Here is an 18,596-nt window from a genome sequence, read left to right on the forward strand (position 1 = left end):
CTCCTCAATTTAATCCTGAGGAGATTTTATCATAATTAATGCAGGAAGAATTTAAAAAAATAATAAAAAAACCACCATGCTCTATGTATGGTGGAGACGGTGGGAGTCGAACCCACGTCCAAAGATATCGTAATTTAAGCTTCTACGAGCGTAGTCGGTATATTAGACTTTCGCCGGCACGTTGGCCTGCCGACAGGCTTCGATGCGGCTAGCCCGATTGTTCTCTTCCTTGGCCCTCAGGCTGCGGGCTTCCGGCGTATCCCACTAAGAGTGAGTCCCTTACCCTACCACATGGGCGATGGAGGGAGGAACCGCTATGCTAGCTTACGCAGCAAAAGCGAAATTGTTTTCTTTTTTGCCAGTTATTGGCTGTGGCATTTTTACGAGACTGCCAGCTCGGCTCGCAACTTAAACCCGACCTATCCCTGTCGAATCCGTAACGTCCCCTTATTGTATAAAAAATGTTCAATAGTTAGGAGCAATGCCCTCTCTCGAACAAGTACTATAAGTGAGACTGTAAAAGTCAGATCTAAGCTTACATCAATTATATTAACACATATCGGCAGCTTTGACAACCAGTTTACATTTTTTGGCGTTCACGGAACGCTTTTTCAATTTCACGCTGTGCAGTCTTTCTCTTTAATGTCTCGCGTTTATCGTAGTTTTTCTTACCTTTTGCAAGACCAATCAGCACTTTGGCATAGCCGTTTTTAATATACATTTTTAAAGGAATAATGGCATAACCGGTTTCCTTTGATTTACCCAGAAGCTTGCTGATTTCCTTTTTATGGAGCAGCAACTTACGGGTTCTAAGCGGATCATGGTTATAACGGTTCCCTTGCTCGTAGGGGCTGATGTGCATATTATGAAGAAAGACTTCACCGTTTTCCACACGGGCAAAGGCATCCTTAAAGTTAACAGAACCTTTGCGCACTGATTTAATTTCTGTTCCTTGTAAAACAATGCCTGCTTCGAATGTTTCTTCAATAAAATAGTCGTGGCTGGCACGGCGATTTTGAGCAAGCACTCTTCCGTCATTCTTAGCCATGTCTTTAACCTTCCTCTTCTTTTACGTATTCTCTATTATAATAGGGGATAAAATGCCAAGCAAGTGTTTTGTAATAATAACGAGACAACCGCCAGTTTCAATATAACTAGCGGCGTTCTCGTCTTGCAAAATCGACAAACCGGAATTTATCAAGGCGGTGCCTGGATTCTGTATATTGCAGGAGGCTCGCATCCTCTAAATAAACATAATTTTTTACAACAACAACATGCGAAAGTCCCTTAAGATTTAAGTATGTTTTGTCTTCCGGGGTTGCCTCTTCTACAGTAATCTCTTTTTTAGCAAAACTAATCACAAGATGAAGGTCATTTTCAAAGTAATTGTAAAGGGAATCCTCGCAAATATCTTTAGTAATGGTCGGTACAAATTGTTTTTTAATATAGTCTATATCGAGAATAATTTTTTCCCCATCAATTTCTCTGGATCTGACTGATTTCCAAACCTCGTCATTCTTTTTCAAATTTAATTGCTGTTGAATATAATCATCAGGTTTAATGAGAACAAGTTCATGGGCATTGGTCTTCCATGGTTTTCCTGTACTTGTTGCCAGTTCTTTAAAACTGATAAGCCCTGAGACGGGAAATACATACTTCCCGACATCCAGTACGATTGAACCTTTCCCGCGCACTTTTTGAATATAGCCGTTTTGCGATAAGAAATTAAGAGCTTTACGAATCGTTTCCCGCGATGACTTGTAACGATCCGCAAGATCATGTTCAGAGGGTAAAAGCTCTCCTGTCTTATAATTCCCTTTTTGTATATTATCAGCAAGATCATTATAAATGGCCAAAAATTTATTTTCACTCATTCATATCACCAAAAGTATTTTAGCATGATTTATCTTATTAAGGATAAGCCTTTATCAATAAAGTGAAACTTCCATCAGTGGGGGTTTTGTTCATCCTCCACTGATGGTTAGTTGAACTTATCGGGGTGTTAGCGTCCGTTATCTCCCGCCTAAACATCAGTGCTTAAACTCAAGTTTTGAGGCGGGAGTTTTACGGACGGTTGCACCGGGACAAACGTTTTTAACTAAATAGACAATGGATTCATAAGGTCTTAGCTTTATCTGTTGATTCATCTTAGGCGAATCTGGATAATTGGAAATTAAAATGTCACTATGATGTTCATTAAGCATTATATTTTCTGGCTTTTCAAATATAGTTTCCTCTTTGTAAAAATTATTAATAACTAAAAGCAATTCATCGTTCCATTGTCTTAAATATGCGTAAACCTGAGGATGATCAGGATAAAGCAGCTGATAATCGCCATAGGTTATAATATCATGTTTCTTTCTTAATTTGATTAACCTTTGATAATGATAGAAAATGGAATCTTGATCCGCCAGACTGCTTTTAACATTAATGTCATGATAATTAGATGCCGGATCAATCCAAGGCTTTCCAATCGAGAACCCTGCATTTTCCTTATCATTCCACTGCATCGGCGTCCTTGAATTATCACGCGATTTTTGTTTAAGAATGTTGATAATCTCTTCTTCGGACATCCCTTGCTGCTGTAAAATTTTATACATGTTTAAAGACTCGACATCGCGGTATGATTCAATACTGGAGAAATTCGGGTCTGTCATACCAATTTCTTCACCCTGGTAAATGTAAGGTGTTCCTTGCAGCATGTGCAGTGCAGTTGCCAGCATTTTCGCTGATTCTTTCCAATACTTGCCCGCATCCCCAAATCTGGAGACAATCCGCGGCTGATCATGGTTGCACCAAAACAAAGCATTCCAGCCGCCGCCTTCATGCATCTTCATTTGCCAGTCCGAGAGAATGCGCTTTAAAGCTAGAAAATCAAAATCAGCTTCCGCCCATTTCTCGCCATTCGGATAATCGACTTTTAAATGGTGAAAATTGAACACCATATCTAATTCTTGCCGATCCGGATTCGTATATTTAATGCATTCTTCAACAGCTGTCGAAGACATTTCGCCGACAGTCATGAGATGATTGTCTGAAAAAACTTTTTTGTTCATTTCATGAAGAAATTCATGAATACGCGGGCCATCCGTATAAAACTTTCTTCCGTCCCCGAAACCATCATTGCCGTCATCATTTGGAAAACGCTGATCTTTGGAAATTAAGTTAATAACGTCGAGTCTAAATCCATCAACACCATGATTCAGCCAATAACACATCATATCATAAACTTTCTCCCGGACAGCCTTGTTTTCCCAGTTAAGATCCGCCTGGCTGACATCAAAAAGATGAAGGTAATATTGACCTGTTTTTTCATTAAATGCCCAAGCGGGACCGCCAAATTTAGACTGCCAATTATTCGGTTCAGAACCGTCCGCAGGATCCCGCCAAATATAAAAATCCCGAAAAGGGCTGTTCTTTGAGCTTCTGGCTGATTTAAACCATTCATGATCAGTTGATGTATGGTTAACGACAATATCCATAATGACTTTCATATCGCGGCTGTGCGCTTCAGCTAACAGCTTTTTAAAATCCTTAAAAGTTCCGTACCGCTCATCTATATTAAAATAATCACTGATATCATAACCATTGTCCCGCCCCGGCGATTTATAAATCGGCGTTAACCAGATGACATCAACACAGAGTTTTTTTAAATAATCGAGTTTTTCAATAATGCCTGGTAAATCCCCAAAACCGTCACCGTTAGTATCTTTAAAGCTTTTTGGATAAATTTGATAAACAACTGCCCTTTTCCACCAAGGCTCTTTCATTTCATATCACCTCTCTATTTCAGGGGTCAGACCCCTGAAGGGTTGTGGGTATTGTGGATAATGTTAATAACTATTGGCCATTTGAAATTTCACTTTGATAGATGGCACCTTTGCTTGATCTCCTTTTAAACTTAGAAAAAATGAATGTTAATACAAAAGGAACCACGATAGAAATTATCATCCCTATAAAAAAGGGGCCCCATTTTTGCGGGAAGATCGATAAGAACCCGGGCAATCCGCCAACACCGATGGAAGCGGCCTTGACATGATTAACAGCGAGTGTTGCTCCGCCGATTGCCGCCCCGATCATTGCCGATACAAACGGATATTTAAATCGAATATTAACCCCGAACATCGCTGGTTCAGTCACGCCTAAAAAGGCTGACACAGCTGAAGTTAAAGACAGGCTTTTTAATTTTTTATCTTTTCTTATGATAAACATCATCGCCAGAGCTGCTGCGCCTTGCGCAACGTTCGACATGACAAGAATCGGCCAAAGAAAAGTGCCGCCCACATTTGAAATTAGCTGCAGGTCAACAGCGAGAAATGTCTGATGCATGCCGGTTACAACAAGCAGCGCATAGCACCCGCCGTATATTAAACCGCCTAATACCGGAAAATGGTCAAAAATACCGACAACGATGTTTGTTATAAAGTTTCCTATTCCAAAAGTCACCGGTCCAATAATAATAAACGCCAGAAATCCAGTTACCAAAAGGGCAATTGGTGCAACAAGGAGTAATTGAATCGAATCCGGTATTCGCTTTTTAAGAAAGATTTCTAATTTCGCCAACACATAAGCAGATACAAGGACAGGCAGGACTTGACCTTGGTAGCCGATTTTTTCCACATGAAGACCGAATAAATTCCAATGCGGAACTGTGCCGTTTTTGACCGCGTTACCATAGTCATAGGCATTCATAAGATCAGGATGAACGAGTATGAGGCCTAATACAATGCCAAGCAATGGATTGCCGCCAAAGCGTTTGACAGCCGACCAGCCAATGAGCGCCGGTAAAAATGTAAACGACGTATTTGCAATTAAATTAATGATATCGGCAAGACCTTTCCATTCCTTATGGACATCTATAAATGACTTGTGGTGATAAAAGATGCCCTGTCCTGTCAGCAAGTTATTCAAACCTAGTAACAGACCCGCAGTCACAATCGCCGGTAAGATTGGAATAAAAATATCAGAGAGTGTTTTCACCGCTTTTTGCAGGGGATTAAGCTTTTTAGAAGATTCATTTTTTACATCTTCCTTGGTGGCCTCACCCAATCCTGAGATTTGAATTAATTGCTCATAAACTTTATCAACGGTGCCTTGGCCGATAACAACTTGAAACTGACCGTTTGCTGAAAACGAACCTTTAACTAAATCAATATTTTCAAGCTTCTCTTTATCAACTTTTGCCTCATCCTTCAGAGCGAATCGCAGACGCGTGACACAATGAGTAACAGCATTAATATTTTCTTTCCCGCCGACCGCCTCCAGTATCTTTTCAACCGTTTCCTTGTTAATACCCATGAATATCCCCTCCCCAATACCATGAATTTTTTGTATCCGTTTTCAACACGGGGTTTACTTTTTCATTTTTATAAACATAATCTCAGTTTCTCCGCTTGAAGCTTTAGCTGCAGTTTGCTTCTCGATACTTTCAACTGCATCCATATTCGTTATAACGATAGGCGTTATCGTATCAGCAGCTTTTTCTTTGACTTGATCTAAATCTACATCGATCAACAGATCACCCGCTTTAACTTTTTGTCCTTGTTGCACATGAGCAGTGAAGCCCTCACCATTCATGGAGACTGTTTCAAGGCCAATGTGAATAAGCAATTCCAATCCCGAATTTCCGCGGATGCCAATGGCATGTTTGGTGGGAAACAATTGAACGATTTCACCATCAATGGGTGCTGTAATTGAACCGTCCACTGGAATAATAGCCAGTCCATCGCCCAACATTTTTTGCGCAAAAGTTGGATCAGGAACCTGATCAATTTCAACTATTTTTCCATTTATCGGAGCCAGCACACGTTCTTCGGTGACTTTTTGCTTTTTTTGAAAAAGATTTTTAAACATTTTTAATAACCTCCTTTAAACTCAATCCGATAATTTGTATATACAAGATTTATTTATATTTTAATTTGTATATACATGATAGTCAATATAAAAAATTCCGTTTTAAAATTATTGTGGAAATATTGTTGAAAAAGTGTATAAAAAATAACTGCTTAAACATAAGCAGTTATTTTTTACGTTTTTTCTTATTGTTTTTTACACCTTCATAAAAAGGCGTTTTTTTCGGCGGTTTATGATCCCTTTTTCTTCTGTTGTTGTCATCCTTCTTATTTTCCCTTTTTTCCTTGCGCTGCCCTTGTATAACTGTTGGACGATCCTTTCGTTTCCTCGGTTTGTTTTCCTTCATGCCGACAATTTCAAAATCAATTGAACGCTCATCCACGTTAACATCAATGACACGAACCTCAATTTGGTCGCCGATCCGGAAGACATTTCCCGTTCGTTCACCGACAAGCGCCATATGTTCTTCATGATAATGATAATAATCGTCCGTTAAATAACTGATATGAACAAGCCCTTCAATCGTATTCGGCAATTCGACAAACAGACCGAAGTTTGTGACACTGCTGATGACACCATCAAAGGTTTCGCCAATCTTATCTTCCATATACTCGGCTTTCTTAAGATCATCTGTTTCCCGTTCAGCATCAACGGCTCGCCTTTCTCTTTCAGATGCATGTCTAGCAATTTCGGGAAGTTCTTTTTCCCAATAATGCTTCGTTTTGCTGTCAATTTGTTTCTCAAATAAGTATTTACGGATCAAACGATGGACAATCAAGTCAGGATAACGGCGAATCGGCGAAGTAAAATGTGTATAAAAATCCGTCGACAAACCGAAGTGGCCGAGACTTTCATGAAAATATTTCGCTTGCTGCATTGACCGGAGCATGACCGTATTAATAATTGGCTCCTCAGGCTCGCCCTTTACCTCTTCAAGTAAAGATTGCAATGTCTTCGGATGAATATTGTCAATGCTTCCTTTGACTACATAGCCAAAGTTCACGGCAAAATTGTAAAACCTTGCAAGTTTATCGGGATCAGGCTCTTCGTGAATCCGGTAAATAAACGGCAAATCAAGCCAGTGAAAATGTTCTGCCACCGTTTCATTTGCACAAAGCATAAATTCTTCAATCAAACGTTCAGCTATTGAACGCTCACGAATAACAACATCCACAGGTTTACCTTCATTACCGATGATAATTTTTGCTTCAGGAAAATCAAAATCAATAGCCCCGCGCTCGCGGCGTCTGCCTCTCAAAATTTCCGCCAGCTCAGCCATTAATTCAAAAAATGGGACGAGTTTCTCGTAACGATTAATGACTTCCTGATCTTCTTTAAGAAGAATTTTGCGGACGTTTGTATAAGTCATTCGTTCCGTTGTGTTGATAACGCTTGGAAAAATATCATAGTTGACGACTTTTCCTGATGGCGTAATTTCCATCTCACAGCTGATCGTTAACCGGTCGACATTCGGATTCAAACTGCAAATCCCATTAGAGAGCCTGTGCGGGATCATCGGAATCACACGGTCAACAAGATAAATGCTTGTCCCGCGTTCAAGCGCCTCTTCATTTAGTGCGGAATCTTCCTTAACATAATAGCTGACATCTGCAATGTGAACCCCAAGCTTATAATTGCCGTTATCAAGCTTGACCACATTGACAGCATCATCTAAATCCTTTGCATCTTCACCATCTATCGTGACGATTGTTTCATTCCTCAGATCACGCCGGCCTTCGATTTCCGAAGGATCTATTTCATCAGGTGCCGCATTTGCTTCAGCGATGACTTCATCCGGAAATTCCTGAGGCAAATTGTATTTATAGATAACTGATAATATATCAATACCAGGGTCATTTTTATGCCCCAGTATTTCAACAATTTTTCCTTCTGCATTCATACGGCCTTCAGGGTATTTGGTTATCTCGACAACAACCTTATGACCGTCAACCGCACCGTTAATTTCTTCTTTCGGAATAAAAATATCATTTGGGATCCGCTTATCGTCAGGAATAACAAATCCAAAATGTTTATTGTCGTCATATGTTCCAACCGTTCTTGTTACACCGCGTTCAATAATGCGAATGACAACACCTTCAGGACGTTCTCCGGAAGATTCATGAGAAAGACGAACAATAACTGTATCACCGTTCATCGCCCCATTAAGGTCTCCCTGGGCCACATAGACATCATCATACTTATCAGCTTCATCCGGAATAATGAATGCAAATCCTTTAGCGTGTCCTTGGACCTTCCCGCGTATGAGATTCATTTTTTCCGGCAGGCCGTAACGGTTGCTTCTTGTCCTTACAATTAAACCTTGGTCTTCCATTTTATTTAATGTTTTAACAAACGTCTTAAAAGCTTCAGAATCAGTCAAATCAAAGACTTCTTCAAGCTCAGTCAACGTCATCGGCTTATATGCTTCTTCCTTCATATAATCCAGAATTTCTTGTATGCGATCTTCCGTCACAAACTATCACTCCTTGTCATTAGGAAACCGTCCAGTCCAAACCTTCTAAGAAATGATAAATATCTTCATGAAGCTGTTCTTTCTCATCTCCTAAAGTAATTACATGCGACGAGTGTTCATACCACTTAATATCTTTGTCATCCGATTGCACTTCATTGTAAATGATATTGGCACTGTTAGTGTCAATCATTTTGTCATTGCGGGCTTGGACAACAAATGTCGGCACATATATCATATCCACATGATTGCGAACATCATTGATTAAGTTCTGCAGATCTTTAATCGTCGCCATTTGTTTTTCCTCAAAGGCTTCCATTTCTTCTTTAATTTCTTCGTCTGATTTGCCTTCACGCTTTTTATATTCTTCAGCGTATTCCAAAACGCCTTCATAAATTTGTTTTTCCGTTTTGGCATTCATAGGTGCGCACATAGTCACAATACCCTTTACTGGAAAAGTGTAACCACATTTAAGGGAAAATACCCCTCCTAATGATAAACCGGCAACAGCAATCTCTTCATAACCGAGAGATTGCAAATGTTCATAGCCGTTTTTCACATCTTCCCACCAGTCTTTCGGTCCGGTTTCCAAAAGCTCCTCTGGAGGCACACCATGGCCTTTATAATGCGGGGCATGGCTTGTATACCCTTTATCCTGCAAATATCGGCCAAGCATTCTTACATCAGATGAATTACCGGTAAAGCCGTGCAATAATAAAACGGCACGTTTCCCAGCTTCAAATGTAAATGGTTTTGGGGGTAAAATTTTCACTTTGCGTCTCTCCTTTTATCTCTATCTATATCATGAGTCGATTGGCTTGAGTTTATTTATCATAAAGCCAAGATAATATACCCATCTGAATTCTTCTTTAAACAATATGTATAAAAAGCTTTAAACAAAAAGAAAACAGCATGCCTTAGTTGGCTGCTGCCTAAGATTAAAAATAATATCCCAATAAAAAGGTTATGACAAAGAATAACACAACCAAAACAGCCGTGATTCTAGTTAAAACAGCGTCAATGCCTCTCGCCTTTTGTTTACCAAATAATTGCTCAGCTCCGCCTGTTATCGCTCCGGATAAGCCGTCACTTTTACTTTGCTGCAGAAGAACGAGTACAATAATGCCAATCGTTACGATAACCAGTAACGTAATTAATGCCGCATGCATTTGCTGCACCTCCACTTTTACACAAAACACTAGTTTTAATGTAACATAAACAACTATACCTTTCCAGTGTACAGGTAATCAAATCCTAATGACAGAGTTGTCATTCATCATTAATTATGAATGACAACTTTTGTGTTATATGGAATATTATCATAGATCCATTTTGCATCTGGAATGGTCAAATGGATACAGCCATGGGAATCTTTATGACCGAGTTTCTTGGCATCAGCGGTGATGACGTGTTGTTTTTTATCCATCGGCACACTGTGGAATAAAAATTCACCATGGTTTTTCCAAGATACCCAATATTTTGCGCCTTCTTTATATTGTGGCGAGTAGAACCATTTGCCGCGTTCAGCTTGAATGTGAAAAGTACCCGTCGGTGTGGTTGTATCAGGGTTTTTATCGAGTCCGGTAGATGCAATCATTGTGTAAATAGTCTTATTGCCGTCTTTAACATATACTTTTTGGTCCTTTTTTGATACATCAAGCCAAATATTTTCCCCTTTTTTCAACTTAGGGTAAGGTCCGCCGGAAGGAGCGTTCCAATTGACGGCTTTCGGCTGTTTAGGCTTTTCGGCAGCAGTTTTTTCATTATCCTTAGCTTTTTTACCCTTGTCATCAGTATGGTGCTGATCGGTTTTTTCGTGCGTTTTCGGTGAAGATTCACTGCCCGAGGCAGAATCGGAACAACCGGCAAGAATAATGCCGAGTACAGATAACGCAAGAAGCAAACTGATAAATTTTTTCTGTATTAACATCACTGTTTCGCCCCCTTTTTCCAACAAAAAATTTTAATATGCAGTCTAAGATGAGTTATGTAAAATAACATTATAAAGTGAAACTTCCTTCAGTGGGGGTTTTGTTCATCCCCCACTGATGGTTAGTTGAACAAATCGGGGTGTTAGTGTCCGTTATCTCCCGCCTAAACTTCAGCGCTTAAACTCAAGTTTTGAGGCGGGAGTTTTACGGACGGTTGCACCGGGATAAAAGTAATTATTAAATATTTTTCTCGTGCCATTTCTAAGTTGCTGTTACACAAGTTTCTGTTTTATCTTTGTAACAGGAAGCGGAAATAAGCCAATAAATATGCATTGGCAAAGGACACCTTATACCCTCTTAAAATCTAAAAAAAAAAACAGTAAAAGGGAGTAAACACTCTATAATAATTTCGGATATTTTTTCAATTTTTGGGGTACATGCAGCTTTACAGCATACCAGCATTTGTAGATTGTTAAATAAATATAATGATATTCCGGAGGTGAGTAATGCACTGGATTACTATTATTGTCGTCGGTTTGGCTGCTAATTTAGATAATTTAGGAATAGGTCTTTCTTATGGGGTCAAAAAGACAAAAATTCCTTTTATGTCAAATTTAATTATAGCGATTCTATCTATGGTTGTTACTTATATTTCTGTGGTTGCCGGAGATTTTGCATCCCAATACATCCCTCCCTATTTGGCTAATCTGTTAGGAAGTTTCTTATTATGTTTAATCGGTATGTGGACACTTATTTCTAATCAACCCATACGGTCATCTTCTATAGAAAATCCGGAGAAAGTTGATTGGGATCATAATAATGTCATTTCGTGGAAAGAAGCTGTTTACCTTGGGATGGCCTTATCATTAAATTGTTTAGCAAGTGGAATTGGCATGGGAGCTAATGATATTTCGGCTATTTGGGCAACATTTTCAATCGGTCTATTTTCGTTAATAACAATTGGTATAGGGAGTCATTTTGGTTATAGCCTTACGAAAACTTTTATTGGGAAATACTCAACAATCGTTTCTGGTTCGTTGCTTATTTTAATTGGACTTTATGAAATATTTGCTTAAGAAAATTCTTTAGATATGATGGAATCATAAATCCGCAAAAAAAAAACAGGCATTTGCCTGTTTTTTTGGGTGAAACCGTTAATACACATTCAAAAACTCCCAACATCCCCCATTACTGAGTACCCAATATCATGAAATGGCTCACTTTTGATGTGTTCTCTCTGACTAAATTTAATATTGACAAAAACAAAAGACGGGCAAATTCTTTTTGGCTTTGTGATATTGCTGTTTTTTTGTTTGATTATAAAATCTATTTTATTTGCTTTCTTAATATTGAACTGTTTGTATTTCTAATCAACAATTTGCTGGTCTGCCGGGATTAAACTTTGTGAAAATAAAAAACAAAGAACAAAGAACTATTCTAAACAGAATTAGTGTTAGAGTAGTTCTTTATTTTTTAAATAAGGAATGTAAGGCATATAGAGTTAAAATAGGCAAACAGATTTTTGTTTAAAAATAGAATGTTTTCTTATGAATAGATTATAAAGATATTTGTTCGCAGTTATATTATTTAATTTAAATTATAAAATAATAACAAAAAGGGGAATTTTCAATCATCCCTTCTCTTCGATCGTTCTTTTATGCCTTTATTTAAATTCATAGTTCATATATAAAAATAGATTTTTTCGAAATCACTAAATCCATTGAATTTAACCTTTTATACAAAAATTTCCTATTATTTCGACATATACATTTTTATAGGGAAGGAGGCAATTACACTAAAACTCGACAAGTACCGAGATTTTATTTTTTTATAAGGAGGCATTGACGTGAAGAGTCTTTTGAAACTGGTTACATTTCTTGTGGTAATAGCCATGGTGCTATCAGGGTGTCACAACGGTCAGTCCGCTAAACAAAGCAGTACGACCAGTAAGAAAGCCGATAATCAGCAATCGGTGGACAATGGATTTCCAATGTGGGGTTATAACTTGCAGCATACAAGGCAAGTACCTTATAAGCAAATCACCAAAGATAACGTGAAGAAATTAGGGGTTGTCTGGCAAACCGATTTAACAACGTTAGATAAGAATACTCCCAGCAGCCAAGAGGATTTCCCGATTATCCAGAATGGTGTGATGTATGTTACAAGTTCACTTAATTATGTATTTGCTCTCGATGCAAAAACGGGGAAAAAGATTTGGGAATGGAAACCGCCGCAAGAGGTTCTCGATCATATAAAAAAGGTGCACATGAATTCTAATGTTGCCAGCAGGGGTGTTGCTGTACACAATGGCTATGTATACGTTTTGATCACTGATTGCCGTCTTGCAAAACTTGACGCGAAAACCGGAAAACTCATCAAAATGGTTAACTTTTGGGATTATTACCCGACTATTAAAATGGAAAACAGAGACTATGAAACGTCTGCTCCAATGTACTTTAACGGAAATATTTATGTTGGCAGCAGCGGCGGTGATAATGGCGCTAGAAGTTTTGTCTTGGCTTTTAAAGCTAGTGATTTAAAACCAGCATGGAAAAAGCCATTTTGGACGGTTCCCCCGAGAGGAAAAAGCTGGACAAAAGCGAAAAATACAGGTGGAGGCTCGGTTTGGACACCAATGTCGTTCGATCCGGATACTGGATTGATGTATTTTGCCGTAGGAAATCCGTCGCCTGACTTTTTTGGGAAAAAGCGCGGCGGAGCCAACCCTTATACGGATTCAATCGTCGCTCTTAACAGCAAAACAGGTAAGCTCGTATGGGTAAATCCGGAAGTTGAACACGATGTATGGGATTATGATGCTGCCGCTACACCGATGGTAATCAAAGCCAAAGTAAGTGGCAAACAAAGAAAGCTCGTCGTTGAAGGCGGAAAAAATGGCAAATGGTATGCCTGGGATGCTAAAACTGGCAAAGCAGTTTATAACGGTATTCCGTTTGTCAAAATTAAGCACACACCGCCTCCTAGCAAAAAAAGTGAAGCTAAGCTTCAATGGCCGGGAACAGGCGGTGGAGAAAACTATGCTCCAGAGACGTATGATTCTGCTACCAATTATGTGCTAATCCCTGGCATCAATCAACCATCTCTAGCAGTAGCCGCAAAAGATCAGACAGATATTGAAAAACACAATAATATGTTTCCTGGTACAGAGATTCTTCCTACTCCAAAAGGCGTCGAGGTTTCCGGAAATGTCACTGCCATTGATGTCAATACCGGGAAAAAAGTCTATGAAAAGAAAACCGCTGACCCTATGCTCGGCGGCCTTACAAGTACAGTAACCGGTCTTGCTTTTTATGGAGAAATGGACGGAACATTTAACGCTATCGATATTAAAACAGGAAAAACGTTATGGCACATGAAGAGTGGTGGAGAACAAATAAAAATGGCTCCTTCGATTTATATGGATCATGGAAAAGAATATATCGCCATCATTACCGGCGGTACGAAAGTCGTAGTTTATGGACTGGGCGGAAAAGCACCCGATAAAGTGGATAATAAAGCAAAATTGGGAAAAACGGATACAACCAAAGAATCAAGTAAAACGGCAAATATTAACCCTCAAAAGGTCTTTGAACAAAATTGTTCTTCTTGCCATGGGAACAATTTACAGGGAGATTCCGGTCCGAATCTTCAACATGTAGGTAAGACCATGTCAGAGAAAGATATATTAAATCAAATTAAAAACGGGAGCAGCCGCATGCCGGCAGGTGTAATTAAAGGAAAAGAAGCAAAAGCCGTTGCGGCCTGGCTTTCTAAAAAGAAATAACAAACACAGACATTCATCGATCTTTTTCTTCGAATTCGAAGTTATTAGTTTACCGAAAGAATTAATAAATCATCTGTTAAACTAAGCCAAAAAATTTGGCTCTTTTTTATTTTATAAGGGGTTTCATTAATTTTCATATTTTTATTGTTTCCAACTAGAATATTTTACTTGTACTACGGAAAAGTTAAACGAATTACAAATCGTATAGTTAAACTCAATAAAGAGGATAGCTAAATCTAAAGTCATTCAAAAGGATTAGATGAAATGCTTGAAAAGGGAAAGATTTCTTCGCTGCAGTTAGGGATTCTCTTGTTTGAGCTTCAAACAGCAACAGGAGTTATTTCTTTGCCTAGCTCCGCTTATAAATATGCTAAACAGAATCTTTGGATTTCATATATCTTCGCTTCGTTTGTCTTTTTTATTTTTATATTTGTATACTTCTATTTAAATAAGTATTACCCTAAAAAAACGTTAATTGAATACTGCACAAGCCTCTTAGGAAAATGGATTGGAAAAACAATTGGCTTTATCTGTCTTTTTTATATCTTTTATGTTTCAACCTTTAATTTAGGGGAATACAGTGAATTTTTAACAATTAACTTTTTCTCTAGAACGCCTAAGGTTGTGACTATATGTGGTTTAGTTATTGTATGTTGTTTTGCTGTTATAGGCGGCATTGAAGTGATAGGTCGCTGTGCTCAATTTTTTTTACCTGTTATCATCATTCTCTTCCTTTTGATGCTGATACTTATTTTACCTGAAGCTAAAGTATTGAATTTATTTCCTGTCTTAGAAAATGGATTTAATACTCCTTTGAAAGGGGGAATTATATCATCAGCATGGTTTGGAGATAATTTTATTCTTACCTTTTTGTTACCTTATGTTAGTGATTCAAAAAAAGCAAAGAAATCTGTTATGATCTCGCTGCTCATATCGACATTGACATTGACAACTGTTAGCCTGACTATTCTTATGGTTCTCGGAGAACTTACAGATAAGTTTTTTTATCCTTTTATTGTAGTTGCCCGCTATATAAGTGTGGCAGACTTCTTAGAACATGTTGAAGCCGCAGTGATGGCTATTTGGATTCTTGGCATGTTTATTAAAATGACTTTATTTATTTATGTTTTAACCCTAGGTACTTCCCAATGGTTAAAACTTAATGATTATCGTCCCTTGGTTTTACCTATTGGGTTTTTATTAACCTTTTTAGAAGTTTGGGTTGACCCTAATCTTGCAACGCTTTTTAAAAATTACAACCCGGATCATATATTTGGCATGTTTCCTAAGTACATTTTTCCAGCTTTCCTTTTTATCATTGCTTTAATCCGTCATAAATTCATTTCTAACAGAAAAACAAAAGACCATCTTGCTTAATAAAATGGTCTTTTTCTTAATTCTTTAGGAACTTCTGCTATCATTGTATAACGAGGCTGTCAGAGTGTGGAGAAACCCTTGATTTTCTCCACATTTTGTTTATTATAAACATTCTTTTTACAAATTGATTTAGATATAAGTCAATAAATTAAGTTTCAAGGTTCAAAAAAATGTATCTAAATATCTATTTGAATATAAATAATTAAATAAACAACAGATACTATGTTTAATAAGTGGGAACCAATTCTCTATAAATGAACCTTATGTCAACTTGACTAAATAGGGATGCATCCCATATTAAAGCCCCTAATATATTTGTATAAAAAAGGAGATACACCTGTAATATAGAATGTTATTTTATATTGGAGGCGGACCTAATGAACACTAAATATGATACTGCTTTGGAAATTGTTGCTGAGTCACTAAAAAATGAATTTCGAGATGAACTTTTAGGAATCATTCTTGGGGGATCTGTAGCCTATGGCACACCGCTTCAACACAGCGATATTGATGTGTTTGGAGTTGTTCGCGGTTCTTGGCATCAGCGGCGTGCTTTCGTCGCTGATGATTGTGATGTAGAGCTAATTTTAAGACCAGTACATGCGATTAGAAAGGACTTTAAGAATAATGATATGCCTGCAACTATTAATATATTTGCAAATGGGTGTGTGATATACGATGCCGGGGGGATTTTAGATCCACTCATTCAGGAGGCTAAAGAAATCTTAAAACAAGGCCCAAAAGCAATGAGTCCAAAAGAACAAGTAAAGACTCGTCTCGGACTTGTTGACTTACTTAAGGATACACAGGATTTACTTGAAGTTGAAACACAAGCAGCTGAATATGTTATGCAAGAAACTTTACGAGAAGCGATTCATGCTTATTACAAGATTCAAAGACTATGGACTGTTAAATCGAAATATCAGCTAAAGGATATAGTTGTCCATAATTCCGAACTTTACAAAATGATACTTAATATTTTATCTCAAGAAAATCCAATAAGTGACAGGATCGACATTCTATCAGAGTTGGTAGATAAAATCCTTGAACCAATTGGCGGACGATTAGGACAACAATGGAAAAGTCCAATAGAGAGACTCGAGAATTCATGAATGATTGCATAGGAATAACGTTAACAATAGGTGTTTTATTATAGGGGTACAGCCAACATTCGTACCCCTATAAATAATATATATCACAAACACCTAAGTAGCTGCCGTGTGTAAATCATGGGCATCTGGATCAATTGTATTCGTTGCGCTATAAATCGTGTTAATTTCTTTAAGGGGTCCTGACGTCAAAACGCGGATATTATACATAGCATCTAATCCTTTACAACATTAGTTAAATTGTATTTATATACACAATAACCTATGAAATTCAGAATCGTTTCCGTACCCATGGTATGATACATTTATAGTTTATTAAAAAGGTCTTTAAATACTTGATCTCGGTCAATATAATGAACATATCGAATGAAATGTCTTGATGAATCAAAACTCCAGCAGAAATCTTCCGAAACGATTGGGCTGTGAACAATTGAGCTGGATAGCCAATCTGGATTATTTAAATATCCAATCGTTGAAATATCCCAAATGACCTTCGAAAAGGCAAAATGATCATCACTGTAATTTTTATAAATTTCATAGAGATACTTGCCGATTTCTCCTTTTTCCGAAATATAATCACGCATTTCGGATAACGTTGTTTTTAAGTGCGACGCCACGCCAAGACATGGGATCAATATAAGCGGAACGCCAGAATTTAAAATTATTCTTGATGCATGAAGATCCTGAAACAGATTAAATTCCTTTGTATCCGGCCAATGCAACGCATGACCGCCAAGCCATACAACCACAATTTTTTCAAGGATTTTTGGCTCCATTAAAATAGCTGAAGCTACATTTGTAGGAGCACCAATTGCCACCACATAGAGAGGGTCATCATCAGATGATGCCATTGCTCTTTCAACAAGATTTTGCGCTGCATCACTTTCCACTGGTGTATTCCCATCCAATAAAAAGGATTCTGAACCTTTATAGATAGAGATGTCATCTTTTCCGATGATAGATAAAATATCTTGAATCTCTTTATAACTTTTTTCCATACCGTCTTTCGGCCCAATTGAACGCTTGTTATAAAAAGGCGCAGCGTAAAATGCTTCAATATCAATTTTTTCCTTTGATTGTAATGCATATATAATAGCGAATTGATCATCAATTTCGTTATACGTGTCAGTATCCAATACAATACGAACCTTTCCCTTTGGGTGATTAAGACGCTTAATTAATTTTTCTTGTTTTAACATGTCTATCTCTCCTCTTTCATTTTAATGTTACTCTTTATTACCTGTATTTGCCAAACCTCTAACAAAGTAACGTTGAAGCGGCATTACTATAAGAATTGGAATAAGAAAAGCAATCACTGTTGCAGCAAACATTTCATTCCAAATCGTCGCATGTTCCGTTGTAAAATCACTCATTGCCACTTGAATAACTTTGTATTCCTGTGATCTTGTAGCTATAAGCGGCCACATGAAGGATTCCCATTGGGAAATAAAAAGCATTAATCCGGCGCTAATCGTTATAGGCTTACATAAAGGCATAATAATAGTAGTGTAAATCTTCCACCATGAAGCGCCATCGATTCTTGCTGATTCTATTAATGAGTCTGGCAATTCAATAAAAAATTGCCTGTATAAGAAAATAACAAGACCGTTGGCTACAGCCGGCACAATAAGACTATAATATGTATCCACCCAACCTAAATCATTGATAAGGTTGTAAAGCGGTATAGCAATCGCTTCAAAAGGAACCATAAAGCTGAAAAGTACAATAGCAAAAAGAATGTTTTTACCTTTAAATTCAAATTTAGCAAATGCAAATGCAGCCATAGACCCGAAAAGTATTCCGAATATGACGGTCAATATTGCCACGAAAAATGTGTTAAATAGGACAGTACCAAATCCTCTTTTTGTAAATAAGTTTACATATGCTTCAAATGTTATATGATTTGGAATAAATGTTTTTAAAGTCACAGGCGCTACGTATTTAAAAATATCATTTAACGGTCTTAAAGAAGACACTAAGGCAAAAAGCAGCGGAAAGACGATGATACAAGCTAATATAATATGAAAAAAATATATAGTTACTTTTGATGTTCTAGAAGTTTTGTCCATCGG

15 protein-coding genes and 1 other RNA gene are annotated in these 18,596 nt (G+C 37.7%); 4 read left to right on the forward strand and 12 right to left on the reverse strand.

Annotation, left to right across the window (positions count from 1 at the left end):
- Positions 1-88 precede the first annotated feature (88 nt).
- The 10 genes from ssrA to ACFQRG_RS16280 all read right to left on the reverse strand — a co-directional run bounded on the left by ssrA (position 89) and on the right by ACFQRG_RS16280 (position 10,253).
- Positions 89-447, reverse strand: a transfer-messenger RNA (tmRNA) gene (gene ssrA, locus ACFQRG_RS16235).
- 133 nt (positions 448-580) lie between these two features.
- Complete coding sequence (smpB, locus tag ACFQRG_RS16240; protein WP_380967931.1) at positions 581-1,048, reverse strand: SsrA-binding protein SmpB; 468 nt, start codon at positions 1,046-1,048, stop codon at positions 581-583.
- A 106-nt stretch (positions 1,049-1,154) separates the two neighbouring features.
- Complete coding sequence (gene treR / locus ACFQRG_RS16245) at positions 1,155-1,874, reverse strand: trehalose operon repressor (RefSeq protein ID WP_380967933.1); 720 nt, start codon at positions 1,872-1,874, stop codon at positions 1,155-1,157.
- 156 nt (positions 1,875-2,030) lie between these two features.
- Positions 2,031-3,770, reverse strand: a complete 1,740-nt coding sequence (gene treC, locus ACFQRG_RS16250; protein WP_380967935.1) for an alpha,alpha-phosphotrehalase — start codon at positions 3,768-3,770, stop codon at positions 2,031-2,033.
- Between the two features lie 70 nt (positions 3,771-3,840).
- Positions 3,841-5,298: a PTS system trehalose-specific EIIBC component gene (gene treP, locus ACFQRG_RS16255; protein ID WP_380967937.1), complete on the reverse strand. Its 1,458-nt coding sequence runs from the start codon at positions 5,296-5,298 to the stop codon at positions 3,841-3,843.
- Between the two features lie 54 nt (positions 5,299-5,352).
- The gene (locus ACFQRG_RS16260; RefSeq protein WP_380967940.1) at positions 5,353-5,853 is read right to left on the reverse strand and encodes a PTS sugar transporter subunit IIA; all 501 of its coding nucleotides are present in this window, start codon (positions 5,851-5,853) and stop codon (positions 5,353-5,355) included.
- A 166-nt stretch (positions 5,854-6,019) separates the two neighbouring features.
- On the reverse strand, positions 6,020-8,290 hold the full coding sequence (rnr, locus tag ACFQRG_RS16265; protein WP_380968033.1) for a ribonuclease R: 2,271 nt from the start codon (positions 8,288-8,290) through the stop codon (positions 6,020-6,022).
- A gap of 55 nt (positions 8,291-8,345) precedes the next feature.
- Positions 8,346-9,095, reverse strand: coding sequence for an alpha/beta hydrolase (locus tag ACFQRG_RS16270; protein ID WP_380967942.1), 750 nt, complete (start codon positions 9,093-9,095; stop codon positions 8,346-8,348).
- A gap of 166 nt (positions 9,096-9,261) precedes the next feature.
- Positions 9,262-9,492 (reverse strand): preprotein translocase subunit SecG, encoded by a 231-nt coding sequence (gene secG / locus ACFQRG_RS16275; protein WP_380967944.1) that lies wholly within the window; start codon positions 9,490-9,492, stop codon positions 9,262-9,264.
- A 110-nt stretch (positions 9,493-9,602) separates the two neighbouring features.
- On the reverse strand, positions 9,603-10,253 hold the full coding sequence (locus ACFQRG_RS16280) for a L,D-transpeptidase (protein WP_380968035.1): 651 nt from the start codon (positions 10,251-10,253) through the stop codon (positions 9,603-9,605).
- A 507-nt stretch (positions 10,254-10,760) separates the two neighbouring features.
- Between ACFQRG_RS16280 and ACFQRG_RS16285 the strand changes: the two genes are divergently transcribed.
- From ACFQRG_RS16285 to ACFQRG_RS16300, 4 genes are all read left to right on the forward strand, one after another.
- Positions 10,761-11,330 (forward strand): manganese efflux pump MntP, encoded by a 570-nt coding sequence (locus ACFQRG_RS16285; RefSeq protein ID WP_380967946.1) that lies wholly within the window; start codon positions 10,761-10,763, stop codon positions 11,328-11,330.
- Positions 11,331-12,100: 770 nt separating this feature from the next.
- Complete coding sequence (locus tag ACFQRG_RS16290) at positions 12,101-14,038, forward strand: outer membrane protein assembly factor BamB family protein (protein WP_380967948.1); 1,938 nt, start codon at positions 12,101-12,103, stop codon at positions 14,036-14,038.
- A gap of 264 nt (positions 14,039-14,302) precedes the next feature.
- On the forward strand, positions 14,303-15,415 hold the full coding sequence (locus ACFQRG_RS16295; protein WP_380967950.1) for a GerAB/ArcD/ProY family transporter: 1,113 nt from the start codon (positions 14,303-14,305) through the stop codon (positions 15,413-15,415).
- Between the two features lie 377 nt (positions 15,416-15,792).
- Positions 15,793-16,527, forward strand: coding sequence for a nucleotidyltransferase domain-containing protein (locus tag ACFQRG_RS16300; RefSeq protein ID WP_380967952.1), 735 nt, complete (start codon positions 15,793-15,795; stop codon positions 16,525-16,527).
- A 302-nt stretch (positions 16,528-16,829) separates the two neighbouring features.
- On the opposite strand, the gene ACFQRG_RS16305 is transcribed toward ACFQRG_RS16300, so the two are convergent.
- A complete protein-coding gene (locus tag ACFQRG_RS16305; RefSeq protein ID WP_380967954.1) occupies positions 16,830-17,723 on the reverse strand; it encodes a nucleoside hydrolase in 894 nt (297 codons plus the stop codon).
- A 27-nt stretch (positions 17,724-17,750) separates the two neighbouring features.
- Entirely contained in the window at positions 17,751-18,593 is an 843-nt protein-coding gene (locus ACFQRG_RS16310; protein WP_380967956.1) for a carbohydrate ABC transporter permease, read from the reverse strand.
- Positions 18,594-18,596 lie beyond the last annotated feature (3 nt).

The organism is Scopulibacillus cellulosilyticus, assembly GCF_042665295.1.
In the GTDB taxonomy this organism is placed as follows: Bacteria; Bacillota; Bacilli; order Bacillales; family Sporolactobacillaceae; genus Scopulibacillus_A; species Scopulibacillus_A cellulosilyticus.

Bases quoted from the DNA above. Each gene is read 5' to 3' on its own strand.
- treC (WP_380967935.1), bottom strand. From the start codon at position 3,770: ATGAAAGAGCCTTGGTGGAAAAGGGCAGTTGTTTATCAAATTTATCCA.
- ACFQRG_RS16305 (WP_380967954.1), bottom strand. From the start codon at position 17,723: ATGTTAAAACAAGAAAAATTAATTAAGCGTCTTAATCACCCAAAGGGA.
- ACFQRG_RS16310 (WP_380967956.1), bottom strand. From the start codon at position 18,593: ATGGACAAAACTTCTAGAACATCAAAAGTAACTATATATTTTTTTCAT.
- rnr (WP_380968033.1), bottom strand. From the start codon at position 8,290: ATGAAGGAAGAAGCATATAAGCCGATGACGTTGACTGAGCTTGAAGAA.
- smpB (WP_380967931.1), bottom strand. From the start codon at position 1,048: ATGGCTAAGAATGACGGAAGAGTGCTTGCTCAAAATCGCCGTGCCAGC.
- ACFQRG_RS16280 (WP_380968035.1), bottom strand. From the start codon at position 10,253: ATGTTAATACAGAAAAAATTTATCAGTTTGCTTCTTGCGTTATCTGTA.
- secG (WP_380967944.1), bottom strand. From the start codon at position 9,492: ATGCATGCGGCATTAATTACGTTACTGGTTATCGTAACGATTGGCATT.
- treR (WP_380967933.1), bottom strand. From the start codon at position 1,874: ATGAGTGAAAATAAATTTTTGGCCATTTATAATGATCTTGCTGATAAT.
- treP (WP_380967937.1), bottom strand. From the start codon at position 5,298: ATGGGTATTAACAAGGAAACGGTTGAAAAGATACTGGAGGCGGTCGGC.
- ACFQRG_RS16300 (WP_380967952.1), top strand. From the start codon at position 15,793: ATGAACACTAAATATGATACTGCTTTGGAAATTGTTGCTGAGTCACTA.
- ACFQRG_RS16285 (WP_380967946.1), top strand. From the start codon at position 10,761: ATGCACTGGATTACTATTATTGTCGTCGGTTTGGCTGCTAATTTAGAT.
- ACFQRG_RS16295 (WP_380967950.1), top strand. From the start codon at position 14,303: ATGCTTGAAAAGGGAAAGATTTCTTCGCTGCAGTTAGGGATTCTCTTG.
- ACFQRG_RS16260 (WP_380967940.1), bottom strand. From the start codon at position 5,853: ATGTTTAAAAATCTTTTTCAAAAAAAGCAAAAAGTCACCGAAGAACGT.